The sequence below is a fragment of the Couchioplanes azureus genome, assembly GCF_014648355.1.
In the GTDB taxonomy this organism is placed as follows: Bacteria; Actinomycetota; Actinomycetes; order Mycobacteriales; family Micromonosporaceae; genus Actinoplanes; species Actinoplanes azureus.
Map to the genome: position 1 here is coordinate 697,899 of NZ_BMQY01000004.1, position 15,228 is coordinate 713,126.

General features: G+C 74.1%; 17 protein-coding genes. 9 read left to right on the forward strand and 8 right to left on the reverse strand.

The features are described 5' to 3' along the window. Positions 1-50 precede the first annotated feature (50 nt). Together IEY99_RS18235 and IEY99_RS18240 are read right to left on the reverse strand one after the other, a co-directional pair. On the reverse strand, positions 51-719 hold the full coding sequence (locus IEY99_RS18235; protein WP_189204660.1) for a hypothetical protein: 669 nt from the start codon (positions 717-719) through the stop codon (positions 51-53). Positions 720-765: 46 nt separating this feature from the next. Next, a complete protein-coding gene (locus IEY99_RS18240; protein WP_189204662.1) occupies positions 766-2,076 on the reverse strand; it encodes a M20/M25/M40 family metallo-hydrolase in 1,311 nt (436 codons plus the stop codon). Between the two features lie 68 nt (positions 2,077-2,144). Here IEY99_RS18240 and IEY99_RS18245 point away from each other — a divergent pair, with 68 nt between their 5' ends. The 7 genes from IEY99_RS18245 (at position 2,145) to IEY99_RS18275 (ending at position 9,154) form a co-directional block, all read left to right on the forward strand. After that, entirely contained in the window at positions 2,145-2,750 is a 606-nt protein-coding gene (locus IEY99_RS18245; protein WP_189204663.1) for a hemerythrin domain-containing protein, read from the forward strand. Between the two features lie 156 nt (positions 2,751-2,906). Continuing rightward, positions 2,907-3,884 (forward strand): LysR family transcriptional regulator, encoded by a 978-nt coding sequence (locus tag IEY99_RS18250; RefSeq protein ID WP_189204665.1) that lies wholly within the window; start codon positions 2,907-2,909, stop codon positions 3,882-3,884. Between the two features lie 204 nt (positions 3,885-4,088). Next, the gene (locus tag IEY99_RS18255) at positions 4,089-4,505 is read left to right on the forward strand and encodes a PIN domain-containing protein (protein WP_189204667.1); all 417 of its coding nucleotides are present in this window, start codon (positions 4,089-4,091) and stop codon (positions 4,503-4,505) included. Positions 4,506-4,551: 46 nt separating this feature from the next. Further along, positions 4,552-4,812 carry a hypothetical protein gene (locus tag IEY99_RS18260; RefSeq protein WP_189204669.1) on the forward strand — a complete coding sequence of 87 codons (261 nt, stop codon included), beginning with the start codon at positions 4,552-4,554 and terminating at the stop codon, positions 4,810-4,812. A 4-nt stretch (positions 4,813-4,816) separates the two neighbouring features. Next, positions 4,817-5,815 carry a hypothetical protein gene (locus tag IEY99_RS18265; RefSeq protein WP_189204671.1) on the forward strand — a complete coding sequence of 333 codons (999 nt, stop codon included), beginning with the start codon at positions 4,817-4,819 and terminating at the stop codon, positions 5,813-5,815. After that, positions 5,808-8,450, forward strand: coding sequence for an FtsK/SpoIIIE domain-containing protein (locus IEY99_RS18270; protein ID WP_189204673.1), 2,643 nt, complete (start codon positions 5,808-5,810; stop codon positions 8,448-8,450). The genes IEY99_RS18265 and IEY99_RS18270 overlap by 8 nt, the downstream gene beginning before the upstream one ends. Further along, positions 8,447-9,154 (forward strand): hypothetical protein, encoded by a 708-nt coding sequence (locus tag IEY99_RS18275; RefSeq protein WP_189204675.1) that lies wholly within the window; start codon positions 8,447-8,449, stop codon positions 9,152-9,154. The genes IEY99_RS18270 and IEY99_RS18275 overlap by 4 nt, the downstream gene beginning before the upstream one ends. A gap of 13 nt (positions 9,155-9,167) precedes the next feature. Here IEY99_RS18275 and IEY99_RS18280 read toward each other — a convergent pair whose 3' ends face one another. Continuing rightward, positions 9,168-10,415 (reverse strand): cupin domain-containing protein, encoded by a 1,248-nt coding sequence (locus tag IEY99_RS18280; protein ID WP_189204677.1) that lies wholly within the window; start codon positions 10,413-10,415, stop codon positions 9,168-9,170. 11 nt (positions 10,416-10,426) lie between these two features. After that, positions 10,427-10,747, reverse strand: coding sequence for a BatC protein (locus tag IEY99_RS18285; RefSeq protein ID WP_189204679.1), 321 nt, complete (start codon positions 10,745-10,747; stop codon positions 10,427-10,429). 82 nt (positions 10,748-10,829) lie between these two features. Between IEY99_RS18285 and IEY99_RS18290 the strand changes: the two genes are divergently transcribed. After that, on the forward strand, positions 10,830-11,585 hold the full coding sequence (locus tag IEY99_RS18290; protein WP_189204681.1) for a DUF72 domain-containing protein: 756 nt from the start codon (positions 10,830-10,832) through the stop codon (positions 11,583-11,585). An 86-nt stretch (positions 11,586-11,671) separates the two neighbouring features. Here IEY99_RS18290 and IEY99_RS18295 read toward each other — a convergent pair whose 3' ends face one another. After that, the gene (locus IEY99_RS18295; RefSeq protein WP_189204895.1) at positions 11,672-12,403 is read right to left on the reverse strand and encodes a TetR/AcrR family transcriptional regulator; all 732 of its coding nucleotides are present in this window, start codon (positions 12,401-12,403) and stop codon (positions 11,672-11,674) included. 94 nt (positions 12,404-12,497) lie between these two features. Between IEY99_RS18295 and IEY99_RS18300 the strand changes: the two genes are divergently transcribed. Continuing rightward, on the forward strand, positions 12,498-12,950 hold the full coding sequence (locus IEY99_RS18300) for a DUF6326 family protein (RefSeq protein WP_229798888.1): 453 nt from the start codon (positions 12,498-12,500) through the stop codon (positions 12,948-12,950). Between the two features lie 47 nt (positions 12,951-12,997). Here IEY99_RS18300 and IEY99_RS18305 read toward each other — a convergent pair whose 3' ends face one another. The 3 genes from IEY99_RS18305 to IEY99_RS18315 all read right to left on the reverse strand — a co-directional run bounded on the left by IEY99_RS18305 (position 12,998) and on the right by IEY99_RS18315 (position 15,207). Then, entirely contained in the window at positions 12,998-13,864 is an 867-nt protein-coding gene (locus tag IEY99_RS18305) for a DUF72 domain-containing protein (protein WP_189204682.1), read from the reverse strand. A 72-nt stretch (positions 13,865-13,936) separates the two neighbouring features. Beyond that, on the reverse strand, positions 13,937-14,359 hold the full coding sequence (locus IEY99_RS18310) for a TraR/DksA family transcriptional regulator (protein WP_189204684.1): 423 nt from the start codon (positions 14,357-14,359) through the stop codon (positions 13,937-13,939). A gap of 215 nt (positions 14,360-14,574) precedes the next feature. Further along, positions 14,575-15,207, reverse strand: coding sequence for a nucleoside/nucleotide kinase family protein (locus IEY99_RS18315; protein ID WP_189204686.1), 633 nt, complete (start codon positions 15,205-15,207; stop codon positions 14,575-14,577). Positions 15,208-15,228 lie beyond the last annotated feature (21 nt).

Genomic DNA, 15,228 nt, shown 5'->3' on the forward strand with positions numbered 1-15,228 from the left:
CGACCTGCCCCGGGGCGCAGTGCCGCCGCAGCGCAGCGCAGGCCAGCAGCTCAGTGCTGGTGACCCGCGTGCTCGTCCTCCTCGTCGGGCAGGAACGGGTGCTCGTCGAGCCGTCCCACCAGCTGATCGTCGGCCCCGGGGGTGAACGGACCCGCGCCGTCCTCGTCCGGGAACGCCTCCAGGTCGAGCGGCTCCTTCACCTCGGACACCGTCAGCAGCCCGTCGAGCGGCTCCAGCTCGGGCACGTCGAGCGACGCCAGTGACCCGTCGCCGGCCTGCAGCAGCTCGAGGACGGCCTCGCCGACCGACTCGACCGCGCCGGGCTCCTCGTCCTCGGGGACCAGGTTGCGGCGGGCGGCGTCCGCGACCCGCAGCAGCGCCGACACGCTCGGCACCCGGTAGTCGCGGCGCTGGCGTACCGAGATGACCTGGCCGTACGGGTCGGCGGGGGTGCCGCCGTCGGGGCCGGCGGCCGCGCCGAAGCGGGCGTCCGCCTCGTCGGGGTCGATGGATTCGACGTCCCAGGGCGTGACCTCGCCGAACGCGTCGAGCAGCTGCTCGTCGTAGGCGAAGGAGGTGTTGTTCAGGGCGACGTAGGCCTGCCACACGTCGTCGTCGTCGACCCGGCCCTGGGCGGCCTTGACCGCCGCCAGGTGCGCCCTGGCGGCCTCCACGACACGGTCGAGGGCGGCGTCGAGCTCCGCGTACTGGTCGGTCATGGTCAGTAAAGTCCTCTCATCAGCTCGCCTGCAGCAGGCGGTCGGCTCAGCTCGCCTGGAGCAGGCGGTCGAGCACACGCACGCCGAACTGTAGTCCTTCGACCGGGACGCGCTCGTCGACGCCATGGAACAAAGCGGAGAAGTTCAGGTCGGCGGGGAGTTTGAGGGGCGCGAAGCCGAAGCAGCGGATGCCCAGGGTGGTGAATGCCTTGGCGTCGGTGCCGCCGGAGAGCATGTACGGCACGGCGCGCGCCCCCGGGTCCTCCGCGCGCAGCGCGGCGCCCATGGCGTCGACGAGGGCGCCGTCGAAGCCGGTCTCCAGGGCGGCCTGCCGCTGCAGGTGCTCGATCTCGATGTCCGGGCCGATCACGTCGCGCAGCTGTTCGAGGAAGAGCTCGGCCTGGCCGGGCAGGGTACGGCAGTCGATGGTGGCCGACGCCCGGCCGGGGATGACGTTGTCCTTGTAGCCGGCCTCGAGCCGGGTGGGGTTGGCCGTGTTGCGCACGGTGGCGCCGATGAGGTTGGCGATCGGGCCGAGCTTGGCGATGGCGAGCTCGGGCTCGTCGGGGTCGAGCTCGATGCCGAGGGCCTCGGAGACCTGTTCCAGGAAGGACCGGACGGTCGGCGTGACGACCATCGGAAACTTGTGCCGGCCCACGGCGGCCACGGCCTCGGCGAGGGCGGTGACGGCGTTGTCGTCGTGCACGAACGAGCCGTGCCCAGGGCGGCCCTTGGCGTGCAGGCGCAGCCAGTCGATGCCCTTCTCGGCGGTCTCGACCAGGTAGAGGCGCAGGTCGTCGTTGACCGTGTACGAGAACCCGCCCACCTCGCCGATCGCCTCGGTGCAGCCGTCGAAGAGGCCGGCGTGCTCGCGGACGAGGTACTGGGAGCCGTACTCCATGCCCGCCTCCTCGTCCGCGGTGAAGGCGAGGACGATGTCGCGGGGCGGGACGACGCCCCGGCGCTTCCAGTCGCGGACGACGGCGAGCATCATCGCGTCGAAGTCCTTCATGTCGATCGCGCCGCGGCCCCAGAGGTAGCCGTCCTTCTCCTCGCCGGAGAACGGGTGCACCGACCATTCGCTCGCGTCGGCGGGGACGACGTCGAGGTGGCCGTGCACGAGCAGGGCGCCGCGCGACGGGTCGCGGCCGGGGATCCGGGCGACGAGGTTGGCCCGCCGGGGAGCCGACTCGTGCAGGGCGACGTCGATGCCGGCCTCGGTGAGCTGCTCGGCGACGTATTCGGCGGCGGCTCGCTCGCCGGCGGTGGTCCGCGGGTCGCCCGTGTTGCTGGTGTCTATCCGGAGCAGGTCGCGGCAGATGCGCACGACCTCGTCGGCGGCGCTGACTGGTTCCATCCGCTCTTCTTACCAGCTCGCCGCGAGCCGCGTTTGGCCGGAGATCGGGTACGGGTACCAGGCGGGGCGTGTCCGTACATCTGCCTCCGCTGCCGCCGGTCGGCGGCGAGTCCACCGGCCCGAGCGTGGCCGACGTCGTGTCCCGTGCGCATCGGGAGCTGCTGGCGCTCTGCGCCGAGCTGACCGCCGACGGCACCGGCGCGGGCCGGCGACGCCCGCTGGCCCAGGTGGTGAGCGCCGCGCTGTCGCGGCACCTGTCCGCCGAGGAGCAGTACCTCTATCCGGCCGTACGCGCCGTCGTGCCGGACGGTGAGCAACTCGTCACCCGGGAGCTCGCCGAGGACCGGGCGCTGCTGGAGTCGCTGCGGCTGCTGGAGGCGGCCGGGGACGCCGACCGGCGCGAGCGGGCCCGGGACGTGCACCGGCGGCTGCGCCGGCACGCGGACGCCGCGGACGGCGAGCTGCTGCCGCTGCTGGGGCGGATGGCGTCGGCCGAGGAGCTGGTCCGGCTCGGCAACCGGGTGGAGCTGGCGGAGGAGGCGGCGCCGACCCGGCCGCATCCGGGCACCCCGGCGACGCCGCCGTGGAACAAGATCGTGGATCCCGCGGTGGCCATCGTGGACAAGATCCGGGACCTGGCCGGCCGGCGGACCACGTACCCCCAAGATCTTTAACTTTACTGATAGTGATAAATGGCGTACATAATGTTTCCGTACGAACGTACCGGTTAGCTGCTTCTGTCCTTTTGGTTAACCCGTTTGTCACAAGTGGAGGATCTTCGATCGGCTGAAGGTCTAGCCGTTATCCCGCGGACGTCCTACCGTCACGCTATGAACCTGGAGCTGCGGCATCTCAAGGTGGTCTGTGCCATCGCCGAGACGGGCAGCGTGACGAAGGCGGCGTCGCTGCTCGGGCTCGCCCAGCCGGCCCTGACCGCGCAGCTGCAACGCATCGAGCGAACGCTGGGCGGACCGCTGTTCGAACGCGACCGGCGGGGCGCGAGGCCCACCGCGCTGGGCGAGCTCGTGCTCTCCCGCGCCCGGGTCCTGCTGCCCGCCATGAAGGGCCTGCAGGACGAGGCGGCCCGGCTGGCCGGGGCCGGCTCGGACAACGCCATGAGCCGCTACCGGATCGGCTCGATCGGCGGCCCGGTCATCGGCGGCATGGTGCACCGGCTGTCCGAGGCCCAGCCCGAGGCGCAGATCTCCACCCACGCGTCGTACTACGTGGACGAACTGGCCACCATGGTGCTGGCCGGCAAGCTGGACTACGCCCAGGTCGGGGTCTGCGGCGACGCCATCCCCTCGGCCGACTACGGGCTGGTCTGGCAGACCATCGCGGTGGACGGCGTCTGCGTGCTGATGCAGGAGGACCACCCGCAGGCCAAGGGCGTCGAGGTCGACCTCGCCGAGCTCGCCGAGGAGCAGTGGGCGGGTGGACCCGGCGGCGGCTGCTTCGGCGACTGCTTCGCCGCGGCCTGCGCCCGGGCCGGCTTCACCCCCCGGCGGATCCTGGAGACCGACATCCGCGGCTGCGTCGACATGGCCGAGTCCGGCGTGGCGCTGGCGCTGTGCCAGCCCACCTTCCGCCCGCCGGCCGGGCTGGTGCACCTGCCGATCAAGGGTGCGCCGCTGCGCTGGCGGCAGGTGCTGGGCTGGCACCCGGACAGCCCGGCGGCGCAGGCCGCCCCGCGCCTGATGGTCATGGCCCGCGACGCGTACCTGGAGGCCTCGGCCCGCAACCCCGGCTATCTCGCCTGGCTCGCCGACCACCCCCACCTCGGCGCCCAGCACCTCACCGCCGCCTGAGACCCTCCACCCGGGAACCGCCCCGCAAGACCCGGCACCGAGGCGCGGCGCGAGAGCCGGCCGCGACGCGCGGCGTGACAGCAGGCCGCGACGCCCGGCGTGACAGCCGGACCGCGACGCCCGGCGTGACAGCCGGACCGCGACGCCCGGTCACGACGCGCGGCGGGCGGACGGCGCCCGGGGTGGGTGTGAGACGCTGCTGACATGTCGGTGCCGCTGCTGGTCGTGGACGCCGCCAACGTCGTCGGCTCGAAACCGGACGGCTGGTGGAGAGACCGCGCCGGGGCCACCGCCCGGCTGCGCGACGCACTGCGGCCGCTGCACGCCGCGGGGCTGCCGGACCTTCCCGGCCCGGTCGAGCTCGTCCTGGTCGTGGAGGGCCGGGCCCGCGACGTCGCCGCCGCCCCGGGCGTCCGCGTGGAGCGCGCCGGCGGCTCCGGAGACGACGCGATCGTGGCGCTCGTGGCCGCCGAGGGTGCCGGCCGGCGGGTCGTCGTGGTCACCGCCGACCGCGGTCTACGCGAACGGGTGACAGCCCTCGGCGCCGAGGTACGCGGCCCCACCAGCGTTCCGCGCGGAAACTCCGCACGGGGGCACGACCCACCCATCCGGGACGACTAAGCTGGGGCGCGTAACACCGTGACGATTTCACCGGGAGGCTGCACGAGTGGCCAGCGTCGCCGAGGTCAGAGCGGCCGTGGACGCCGCCCTCCACCAGGTCACCGAGGGACAGGCGGCCATCCAGGCGGCCCGGGAGAAGCTCGGCGAGGCCCAGCAGAGCCTGGCCGCCGCGCTCGACGGCTCGGCCAACGACCACGTCGGCGCCGCGCACGCCTCCCTCGCCCAGGCGGACCAGCAGCTCGAGGAGTGCCTCGGCGCGACGCTGCTCGCGGTGGAACAGGCACAGACCTACACGGCGACCCTCTGACCCGATGTCACTCCTGCAGGAACTCGGCGCCCAGCTCCGGTCCACCTCGGACGAGCTACCGACCGGCCTCGTGTCGGTGGCCATGGAACGGTTGCGCAGCGCCTCCGAGCTGCTGAACTGGGTGCGTCAGACGTCCGTCGACCCGATGGGCGTGCCGCAGCTGGGCAACGCCACCGAGCACGCCGAGCACGCCGCCGCCGCGTTGCGCGTCACCCAGGACGCGATCGCGTCCTATCTGGCCGTGCTCGGTCTGTCCGGCACCGCACCGGCGCCGGGCGACGACTACCGGGCGGGGCTGAAGGAGGACGCGCCGGCCCCGTACCGCCCCGAGCAGCACGAGCCGCCGGCCGAGCGGCTCGGGCCATGGTGGCAGGAGCGGGTCGCCGCGCTCACCGGCGAGGCGCCGCCCCCACCCCAGAACGCCGGCGCTTCGGGCGGAGAGAACGCCGGCGCCGCGGGAGGCCAGGTGGCCGGCGGCGCGGGCGGGCAGAGCACCGGCGGCGCGGGCGGGCAGAGCACCGGCGGCGCGCGCGGGCAGAGCACCGGCGGCGCGGGCGGGCGGGCCGCCAGCACCGCCGAGCTGCTGCGCCGGGTCGCCGCCGGGGTCCGCTCCGGCGACCGCGCCCGGCTCGGCCGGGACCTGCACCGGGTCGACGCCGCCACCGGCCTGGGTCTCTCCGCGGCCAGCAGCCCGGTGCTGCACCGCCTCGCCGGCGACCTGCTCGGCCACGAGCCGCGCCCGGAGGACCTGCCGCGGCTGCGGACGGCCGCCGGGGGCCGGGTCAGGTCCCTGCTGCCGGGCACCCCACCGGCCGTCCTCGACACGCTGCTCGCCCGCATCTGCCGGGCGCCGGCCACCGCGGACGCGCCCGCCCACCCCGCCGACTCGGCGGTCACCGCGGGCGTGCTGACCGGCGTCCTGCTGGCCCGCCTGGGCCGCGATCCGGCCACTCTGGACCCGGACGCGCCCGAGCCGCTGCGGACCCGTGGCGCCGATGCCTGACTCGGCCGCCCAGCAGGTCGTCGAGGTCCGTGCCGCGCTGTCGCACGCGCTGGGTGTCGCCGAGGCGGCGTGGGAGGCGGCGCGCAAGGAGCACGACGCGGCGGTCACCCGGCGGGCCCGGATCGCCGACGCGGCCCGCGAGCGCCGCAAGCGCCTCGCCCACGAGCGGGACAAGCGGCTGCGGGAGATCGACGAGCAGCGCGAGCGCGAGCTGGCCGAGCTGGCCGGCGCGGCCGCCGAGACCGCGCGGCTCGCCGCGCCCGGCGCGGCGGGGCTGCCGTGGCCGCGCTGGCGGGCCACCCCGGCCGGCTCGCCCGCGCCCGCACCGCAGCTGCGGGTGGGGCGCCTGCTGCTGCCGTACGACGACGAGGTGCCCGCCCTGGTGCCGCTGCTGGACCACGGCCACGTCGTGGTCCGCGGCCACGACGCCACCGGCGACGACGTGGTGGCCGGGCTGCTGCTGCGCGCGCTCGGTGGCGCCGAGCCGGGCCGGATCACCCTCACCGGGTACGACCCCGAGCAGCTCGGCGGCGGGCTGGCCGGCTTCGCCCCGCTGGCCCCGGCCGGCGTGCTGCGCTTCGTCGGGCCCGGCGGGCTCGGCGCGCTGCTCGACGAGCTGGTCGACCACGTACGCCGGATCAACGAGACGGTGCTGGCCGGCGAGCACTCCTCGCTGCGCGAACTGGCGGCCGCGACGGGTCGCCGGCCCGAGCCGTGGCGGGTCGCCATCCTGCTCGGCGGCGGCCGGCCGGACGAGCTGTCCCGGCACGAGCGCGGCCAGCTGGACCGGATCCTGCGCACCGGCGCGGCGTGCGGCGTCCACCTGATCGTGCGCGACCTGCCCGTCACCGACGGCCCGGGCATCGAGACCATCGACGCGGTGCCCGGCGACGAGGCGCGCCTGAGCGGCACCGGGGACCTGAGCGTCCGGCTCGACCCCGGGCCGCCCCCGGCGGTGGTCACCCGCACCTGCCGGCAGATCGCCGACGCGGTCGCGGCCGGACCCGCGCCGGTCGCCCTGGACAGCCTGCTGCCCGAGCGCGAGTGGCAGGAGAGCTCGGCGCGGGCGCTGACCGCGCCGCTCGGCGACAGTCCCCAGGGCGCCCCGGTGCACGTGACGCTCTCCGACTATCCGCCGCACGCGCTGATCGCCGGACCCTCGGGCACCGGCAAGACCAACCTGATCTACGCGTGGATGGGTGCTCTCGCGGCCCGCTACTCCCCCGCCGAGCTGGCGTTCTATCTGCTGGACTTCAAGGAGGGCGTGTCCTTCGCCCGGTTCGCGCCGGGCCGGCGCGACCCGAGCTGGCTGCCGCACGTCCGCCTGGTCGGCGTCAACGTCAACACCGACCGCGAGTTCGGCCTGGCCCTGCTGCGCTTTCTCGGCGCCGAGCTGCGCAGCCGGGCCGACGCCGCCAAGCGCCACGAGGTCACCAACCTGGCGGAGCTGCGCGCCGAGGACCCCGCGGGGGCGTGGCCACGCATCGTGGCGGTCGTCGACGAGTTCCAGGTGCTGCTGGCCGGCCGGGACGCGGTCGCCGCCGAGGCCGTGGAGCTGCTCGAGGACCTCGCGCGCCGGGGCCGTTCCCAGGGCATCCACCTGGTGCTGGCCAGCCAGGACGTGTCGGGCATCGAGGCGCTGTGGGGCCGCCCCGCGCTGGTGGCGCAGTTCTCCCTGCGGATCGCCCTGCCCCGGGCGCGCCGGGTGCTGGCCGAACAGAACACCGCCGCGGACGTCCTGCCGCGCTACCACGCGGTGGTGAACGCCGACTCCGGCGCGACGGAGGCCAACCGGGTGGTCCGGGTGCCGGACGCCGGCGACCGGGAGCGCTGGAGCGACCTGCAGCACCGGTTGTGGCGGCGGCGCCCGCAGGAGCTGCCCCCGCCCCGGCTCTTCGACGGCGACGCGATCCCGCGCCTCGACGACAGCCCGGACTTCCGCGCCTTCGCGGCGGGGCCGCACGCCGCGCCGGTGGTGCTGCTCGGCGAGACCATCGACGTCGAGGCGCGTTCCGCGCGGACGGTGCTGCGCCGCGCGCCGGGCCGCAACATCGCGATCATGGGTACCCGGGTGGACGAGGCCTGCGCGATCCTGCACACCGCGGCACGCTCGCTGGCCGCGCAGTTCGCGCCGGGAGCGGCCCAGTTCGCGGTGGCCTGCCTGGACGCCGACGCGCACGCCGCGGTCGAGGCGCTGCGCGGCGTCCTGCCGGCCGACACCGGCTACTACGACGGCGACACGGTGGGATTCCTGCTCGAGGACGCGGCGTCGCGCGCCGCCGAGGGCACCGCCGGCGACCGCCCGCTGCACCTGCTGCTCTACGCGGTCGACGCCGCGCCGCCGGCCGCCCAGGAGCTGCTGCGCCGGATCCTGCGCCAGGGGCCGGAGCGGCGCGTGCACGTGCTCGGCTGGTGGCGCGGGGCGTCGCTGCTGCGTGACACGCTGGGCGGGCAGGCATCCCGTACGGACGTGATCGGCACCTGGGTGGCGCTGGACGTGCACGGCAGCGAACTGGCGCCGTACTACCCCGGGCACGGCTCGCCGGTCTGGTACCCGAGACCGTGGCGGGCGCTGCACTTCGACCGCTCGGTGCACCGTGGCGCCGAGGTCATCATCCCCTATGGACCCTCATGACCGCTCCCGACCACGACGGCGTGCTCGAGCGCCGCACGCCCGACTATCGCAGCGTGATCCGCAAGCTGACCAACCTCGACGAGGAGGCGGCGGCGCACCGCGCCGAGGCGCGGACCTGGCACGACACCCGCGCGCAGGAGGCCGACGAGGCGGTGCGCCAGGCCGACCGGCGGGTCCTTCAGGCACAGGCGGCCGTCCGGGCGGCGCAGCGCGGCCTCGAGGAGGTGGACGCCCGGGCCGCCGTCCTGTGGGCCGAGTTCTCGCACCGGGCCGGCCGCGTGGCGGAGCGCTTCGCCCGGGCGCCGCAGCCGGCGATCCCCCGGCAGCGGGACCGCGACGCCGAGGACTACCTGCGGGAGGCGGCGACGGCCGCGGCGTGGACACCGCCGGCCAAGCCGCTGAAGGGCGCCACCTTCCTGTACGCGGGGCTCGGCGCCCTGGGCGGGGCGGTCGGGCTCGCGGCGTGGTCGCTGCTGCGCTGGGCGGGCCGCGAGGGCGGCGGCGACCTGGCCGTGGGGCTGCCGGTGGTGGCGTTGATCGTGGCGCTGCTCGGCCCGATCCTGGCGGTCGTCGCGGCCAAGCGGGTCGCGGACCGCGGCGCCACCCCGCTCGACGCCTCGGCCGTGACGACGGTCCTGATCGCCGCCCTGGTCACGGCCGGCGTCATCCTCGCGGCCGTGCGCGCCAACGCGGGCGGCGGCTGACCGCCGCCCGCGATCAGGCCGGGACCAGGACGGCCTCGCGCAGCAGGCGGCGGGCCAGGACCAGGCGGTCGGCGTCGTCGTCGAGGCCGGGCAGGTCACCCACCCGGTGGGTCCGGCCGTCGAGCGCCGTCCGTACGGCCGGGGCACAGTACGCCGGAAGGCGCAGCGTCCGCCCGGCCAGCCGCAGCACCACATGTTCCGGGCCGTCCTCGCCCAGGTCCCAGCGCAGCCCCTCGCGGGCCGTGACCCGGTCGCCGGGGCCGAGGCCCTCGGCGTAGGCCAGCTGGGCCAGCGGTCGCACCGGCGCCGGGCGCTTCGCGGGCCACGCCCGCCGGCGCAGCCGCTCGGCGATCTCGGCCGGGTCGGCGGTGAGCAGCCACTCCCGCAGCACGGCGACCGTCTCGGTGAGCTCGGGGGCGAGCTCGCCGGGGTCCGCCACGTCCATCCTGTACGGCAGCGTCGCGCGCAGCCGCTGGTCCTGGGCCGCGAGGCCGAGCAGTTCCTCGACGATCGCGTAGCGGGTGAGCGCCCGGACGCCGAAGGTCAGGTGCAGCGACCGCTCCCCCTGGGCCTGCGCCGAGTGCAGCCAGCCGCGTGGCAGGTAGAGCGCGTCGCCCGGGGCCAGGACGACGTCCAGCGCGGCGGGCCCCTCGGCGACGGCACCGACCTCGTCGGCCCGGCCGCCCCAGGCCTGGCGTTCCAGCGGCTCCGGCAGCACCGGCTCGTGGATGCGCCAGCGCTTGGCCCCGTCGACCTGCAGGACGAAGACGTCGTGGGTGTCGTAGTGGGTCGCGAAGCCCTTGTTGCCGGCCGGCGTCAGGTAGGCGTTGACCTGCAGCGGCTGGCGCAGTTCCTCGCCGAGGCGGCCGGCGAAGCGGATCAGCGGCGGCCACAGGCGGTGCAGGCCCTGCAGCACGAGCGTGGCGCCGTCGGCGTACAGGCGCATGACCTTGTCGTCGGCGACCTGGTCGGCGATCTCGGCGCCGGCGCCGCCGGAGCCGGTGAAGGCCGAGCTGGGCAGCACCGTGCCGCGGTCGGCCACCCGCAGGAACGGGGTACGCAGCCCGCGCTCGCTGAGTAGTTCGTCGACCGCCTCCGGGGAGAGCAGGTCACGGAAGCCCTCCGGCCCGGCGAGCTCGTCGGCGCGGGTGAGCAGCGGCTGGCGCCCCCAGTGGGCCTCGGCGAACTTGTCCGGGTCGACGGCGACGACCCGGCCGAGGGCCGGACGATCCTCGGTGCCGTCCGGCGACGGGTTGGTCATCGCCGCGGCTCCTAGACGGCGCCGCCGTCGGCGCCACCGTCGACGCCACCGGGGTTCGCGCCGCCGTCGGCCGGGCCCTCGCCCGCGGCGCCGCCGTCCGCGCCGCCGTCGACGCCACCCGGGTTCGCGCCGCCGTCGGCCGGGCCCTCGAGCGACGCCGCGCCGTCGGCACCGCCGTCGTGACCGGCGGGGTGCGCGCCGCCGTCCGCCGGGCCCTCGCCCGCGCCGCCGTCCGCGCCGCCGTCCTGGCCGTTCGCGTTGGCGCCGCCGTCGGCCACGCCCTCGCCCGAGACGTCGCTGCCGCCGGTGATGTCGTCGTCGCTGAGCCGCATGATCGTTCCCTTCGTCCGTGGAGACCCCGGCGATACCCGGTTTCGATCACCACTAATCGGGGACACCAGGACGGTGCTGGTGATGGGCACCTCAGGGTGGCAGTACAAGGACTGGCGTCCCCCGAAGGGCGGCGACGACACCCGGCCGTACCTCTATCCGGAGGGCCTGCCGCAGCGGCTCTGGCTGGAGACGTTCACGGAGTCCTTCGCCACGGTCGAGATCAACAACGCCTTCTACCGGCTGCCCGAGCGCGACACGTTCGCCCAGTGGCGCGCGCGGACGCCGGACGACTTCTGCTTCGCGGTGAAGATGAGCCGCTACCTCACCCACATCAAGCGGCTGAAGGAGCCGGCCGAACCGGTCGCCCGCTTCCTGAGCCGTGCCGACGCCCTCGGCGACAAGCTCGGGCCGGTGCTGATCCAGCTGCCCCCGACGCTGAAGGCCGACGTGGCGGCACTGGACGAGACCCTCGGGCTGTTCCCCCGCGGCGTGCGGGTCGCGGTCGAGCCGCGGCACGACAGCTGGTGGACCGACGCGGTGCGGGAGGTGCTGACCCGCCACAACGCCGCGCTGTCCTGGGCGGACCGCAAGGGGCGCCCGACGACCCCGCTGTGGCTCACCGCCGACTTCGCCTATCTGCGGATGCACGAGGGGCGGGCGCAGCCGTGGCCGCGCTACGGGCGGGCGTCTCTGTCGGCCTGGCTGGACCGGCTGCCGGACATGACGACGTACGTCTACTTCAACAACGATCCCGGCGGCGCGGCGGTCGTCGACGCGGCCGCGATGGCCGCGCTGGCCCGCCGCCGCGGCCTGCAGGTGACCCGTACGCCCGGCTAGGGTCTGTCTCGCAGATCATGGTGGTGTGACCACGTGCCGGCGGTCACTTCGGGTGAAGCGGACCGGGTCACCGATCTCCGCGTCGGTCACCGTCGCGCGGAGGCACCCGGTGCGCCCGGCGAAGGTGCGTTGTCGCCATCGGACGGGCGGTGGGCCTCGAGTCCGTCGAGGATCAGGGCCAGGGTGAACTCGAACTCCGCCCGGGTGTCGCAGATGCTCAGCGCGCCCTCGGAGTCATGGGTGGCGATGTCCGCGAGCCGCGAGAGATGGGGCAGGGCCGCTGCCATCGCCGCCATTTCCTCCGCGGAGGTGCCCTCGTCGTCGGCCGCGGGTTCGAAGAGCTCCTGGGTGAAGCCCAGCACGAGCGAGCCCAGGGAATGAATGGCTCGGTGTGCCAGCTGGTAACCGAGTCCGGCATCCACCATCGTGGCGACGAGGGCTTCGAAGATCCCGTAGACGTTGGGTGGGACCTGCGATTGTGATGCCAGCAGGCTCGGCGCCCAGGGATGGCGCAGCATGACCTCGCGTGCGCCGAGGCAGCGAGCGCGGATGACGTCGCGCCAGTCCTGCGCTCCTTCGCCGACTGCCGATGTCAGGGTGACCGCGATGACCTCGTCGACCACCCTCTCCGCCAGTCCTGCCAGCAGCGCCTTCTTGTCCGCCACGTAGTAGTAGAGCGACATCGCCTCGCAGTCGAGCGCCTCCGCAACCCGGCGCATCGTGAGGCGGGCGAGACCGTCGGCGTCGGCGACCGCGAGCGCCGCGGCCAGCACGTTCTGCCGGCTCAAGGGCGCCTTGTCCTCGGGACGAGCGGGCATCGTCACCTCCACGCTTCTTGCGGTTGATCTTACGCTGTAAGATGCTTCTTACGTTGTAAGACACACTCCCGCTCGTTGCTCCAGGAGGACAGACATGACCTCACCGTCGACGTACGAGATCGCCGATCCCATGCCCGGCCCGCCAGCGCGCCGTATCGGCCCGCGGACCGTCGTATCGTCGCTGTGGCTGTTCGCCATCCTCAACTACGCGTACTGCGACATTCTCGGCCTGTACTGGTCGGAAGACCTCGCCGCCCTGCTCACCGGAGAGATCCACGGAATCCGCTTCACCCAGGGATTCCTGCTCGGCGCGGCCATCCTCATGACCATTCCGATCGGAGCGGTACTGGTCAGCAGGATCGCGCCACACCGTGTCGCCCGCTGGTCCTCGCTCGCCGCCGGAATCGTCATGACCCTGGTGCAGGCAGCCTCGCTCACGGTCGGCTCAGAGCCCACGCTGCACTACATCTACTTCTCGATCATCGAGATCACGACCACCGCCACCATCGCCTGGTACGCCGCCACCCGCTGGCGCCGCGACACCTGACCGACCCAGGCGGAAGGACGGACCACCCATGATCTGCGAGACGGAACCTAGCCGAGCAGCTCGATCAGGGTCGCGGCGTTGCGCTGCGCGAAATCCCGGCAGCAGTTGTTCATGAAGACCTGGGTCGTGGCGGCCTCGTCGGCCAGGGCGCGCAGCTTCGGCACCCACTCCTGCAGCTCCGCGCGCGGATAGTCGTAGCCGAACTTCTCGTGGATGTCCTTGCTGGTCCACTTGTCGCTGTGGCCGTGAAAACGGACCACGGCCAGGTCCGCCGTGGCCGCCACCAGAGGTGGCACCGACGACTTGTGGCCCTGCGGCATGTCGACGCAGACCAGGGGCAGCTCGTGCTCGCGCAGGAACGCCAGGGTCTCCGCGGCGTTGTCGCCGGCGAACCACGACGCGTTGCGGAACTCGAAGACCGGCCGCAGCGGCTTGCACCGGGCCGCGACCTCACGCAGGTAGTCCTTGTGCGAGCGCCGGATGCCCCACCACGGCGGGAACTGGAACAGCAGCGCGCCGAGCTTGCCGGCCGACACCAGCGGGTCCAATGCGGACAGGAAGCGCGTCCAGACCTCCTCGTACGCCTGCGGCGGCAGGTCGTCCGGATAGACCGTCTTCTTGTCCGTGTCGGGCCGCAGGTCCTTGTAGATCGCCGAGACCTTGGTCGGATGGCCGGTCAGCAGGCTGAAGGCCTTGATGTTGAAGGTGAACCCGTCCGGCGTGCGCTCGGCCCACAGCCGGGTGGTCTGCTCGGCCGGCGGGCCGTAGTACGTCGCGTCCACCTCGACCACGGGGAACTGCCTCGCGTAGTAGGCGAGGCGCTTCTCCGCGGTGTCCGCCGACGGCGGATACCAGCCCGACTCGAGCAACGTCTTGTCGGTCCACGACGCCGTGCCGACCTGGATCTCACCCATGCGCCCCAAGTTAGTCCCGATGCGACCGGTCCGCCGTCCGAGCGGGCGGCGGACCGGTGCGAGTCGGAAGGATCAGCCCGCGCGACGCTCGCGGTTGGCCTTGCAGTGCACGCACGTGGTGGCCGACGGGAACACCTCGAGCCGCTCGACCGGGATCGGGTTGGCGCAGCTCTCGCAGTTGCCGTAGGTGCCCTCGTCGAGGCGCTGCATGGCGATCTCCGCCTGCGTGCGCCGGTCGAGCAGAGTGCGCAGCAGCGACGTGGCCGCGTCGCGCTCGGCGGTCTTGGAGCCGCTGTCGGCCTGGTCGTCGCCGGCGGCGTCGCCGATCTCGACCAGCCGCAGGCGCTGGTTCTCGGCCACGGCCTCCTCGTACTCGGCGTTCAGATCGTCGAACCGGGACTGCAGCAATGCCCGGATCTGCTCGATCTCGTCCGTCGAGCGCCCCTTGGCGGTGTCGGCACCTTTACCCGTGATGACCGCGCTGTTGACGAGCATGTGCTCCCCCTGCCCTTCCCTCTGCCCCTGCCGGTGGACTCCCCGTGCCGGCCCGTCGGTGTCGCACCGTGGGGTCCGCTCATACCCACCGCCGAAGATCGGAAACTCGATCCCCGCAAAAAAGTAACCGCAGCATAACTGTCAGTGCTCGTTACCGCCACGGACTGCGCGAACCTGCTTTCGCGTCGCAGGTCACAGGGGGTGTCACCGGTGATTCACTCACGCGTCAGCACCACGGCGGGCCTCCGGGGATCGTCCACGCGGACCACGACATCGGCGAATCCGGCGGGTTCCACCTCGGCGGCGTAGCGCGCGAAGGCGGGCAGCGTCCAGTGCTCCGCGGGGTCGGTACGGCGGGCCAGGGCCGCCGGCGAGAGTGCGAGATGGACCGTCACGTCGAACGGCAGTCCGGCGCCGAGCAGCAGCGGGCCGCTGACGAGCACCACGGCCTCCGGCGCGAGCTCCGCGTACGGCTCCCGGGCGGCCCGGTCGGTGGCCGCGTTCCACAGCCGGGTCAGGATCCGGCCGCTGCCCTGCGGGCCGGCCGGGTCGAGCACCTCGCGGCGCAGCCCCGCCTCGTCGGTCCAGCCGGCGTAGAAGGAGTCGGGGTTGGTCCGCCCGAACTCCAGCCGCAGCGAGGCCGGGCGCAGGAAGTCGGCCGTGGAGACGTGCACCGCCGGGCGGCCCCGCACCCGCAGCGGGGCGATGAGGGCGCCGGCCAGCGCGCCGGGATCGGCCGCGGCCGGGCCGTCGACGGCCACCCGCAACCGCTCTCCCGGCTGCCACGCGGCGAGCCGGTCGGCCAGTTCCTCGACGAGGACCTCGGTCGACACGGGACGCACACGCACCGCGCAAGCTTAGGACAGGCC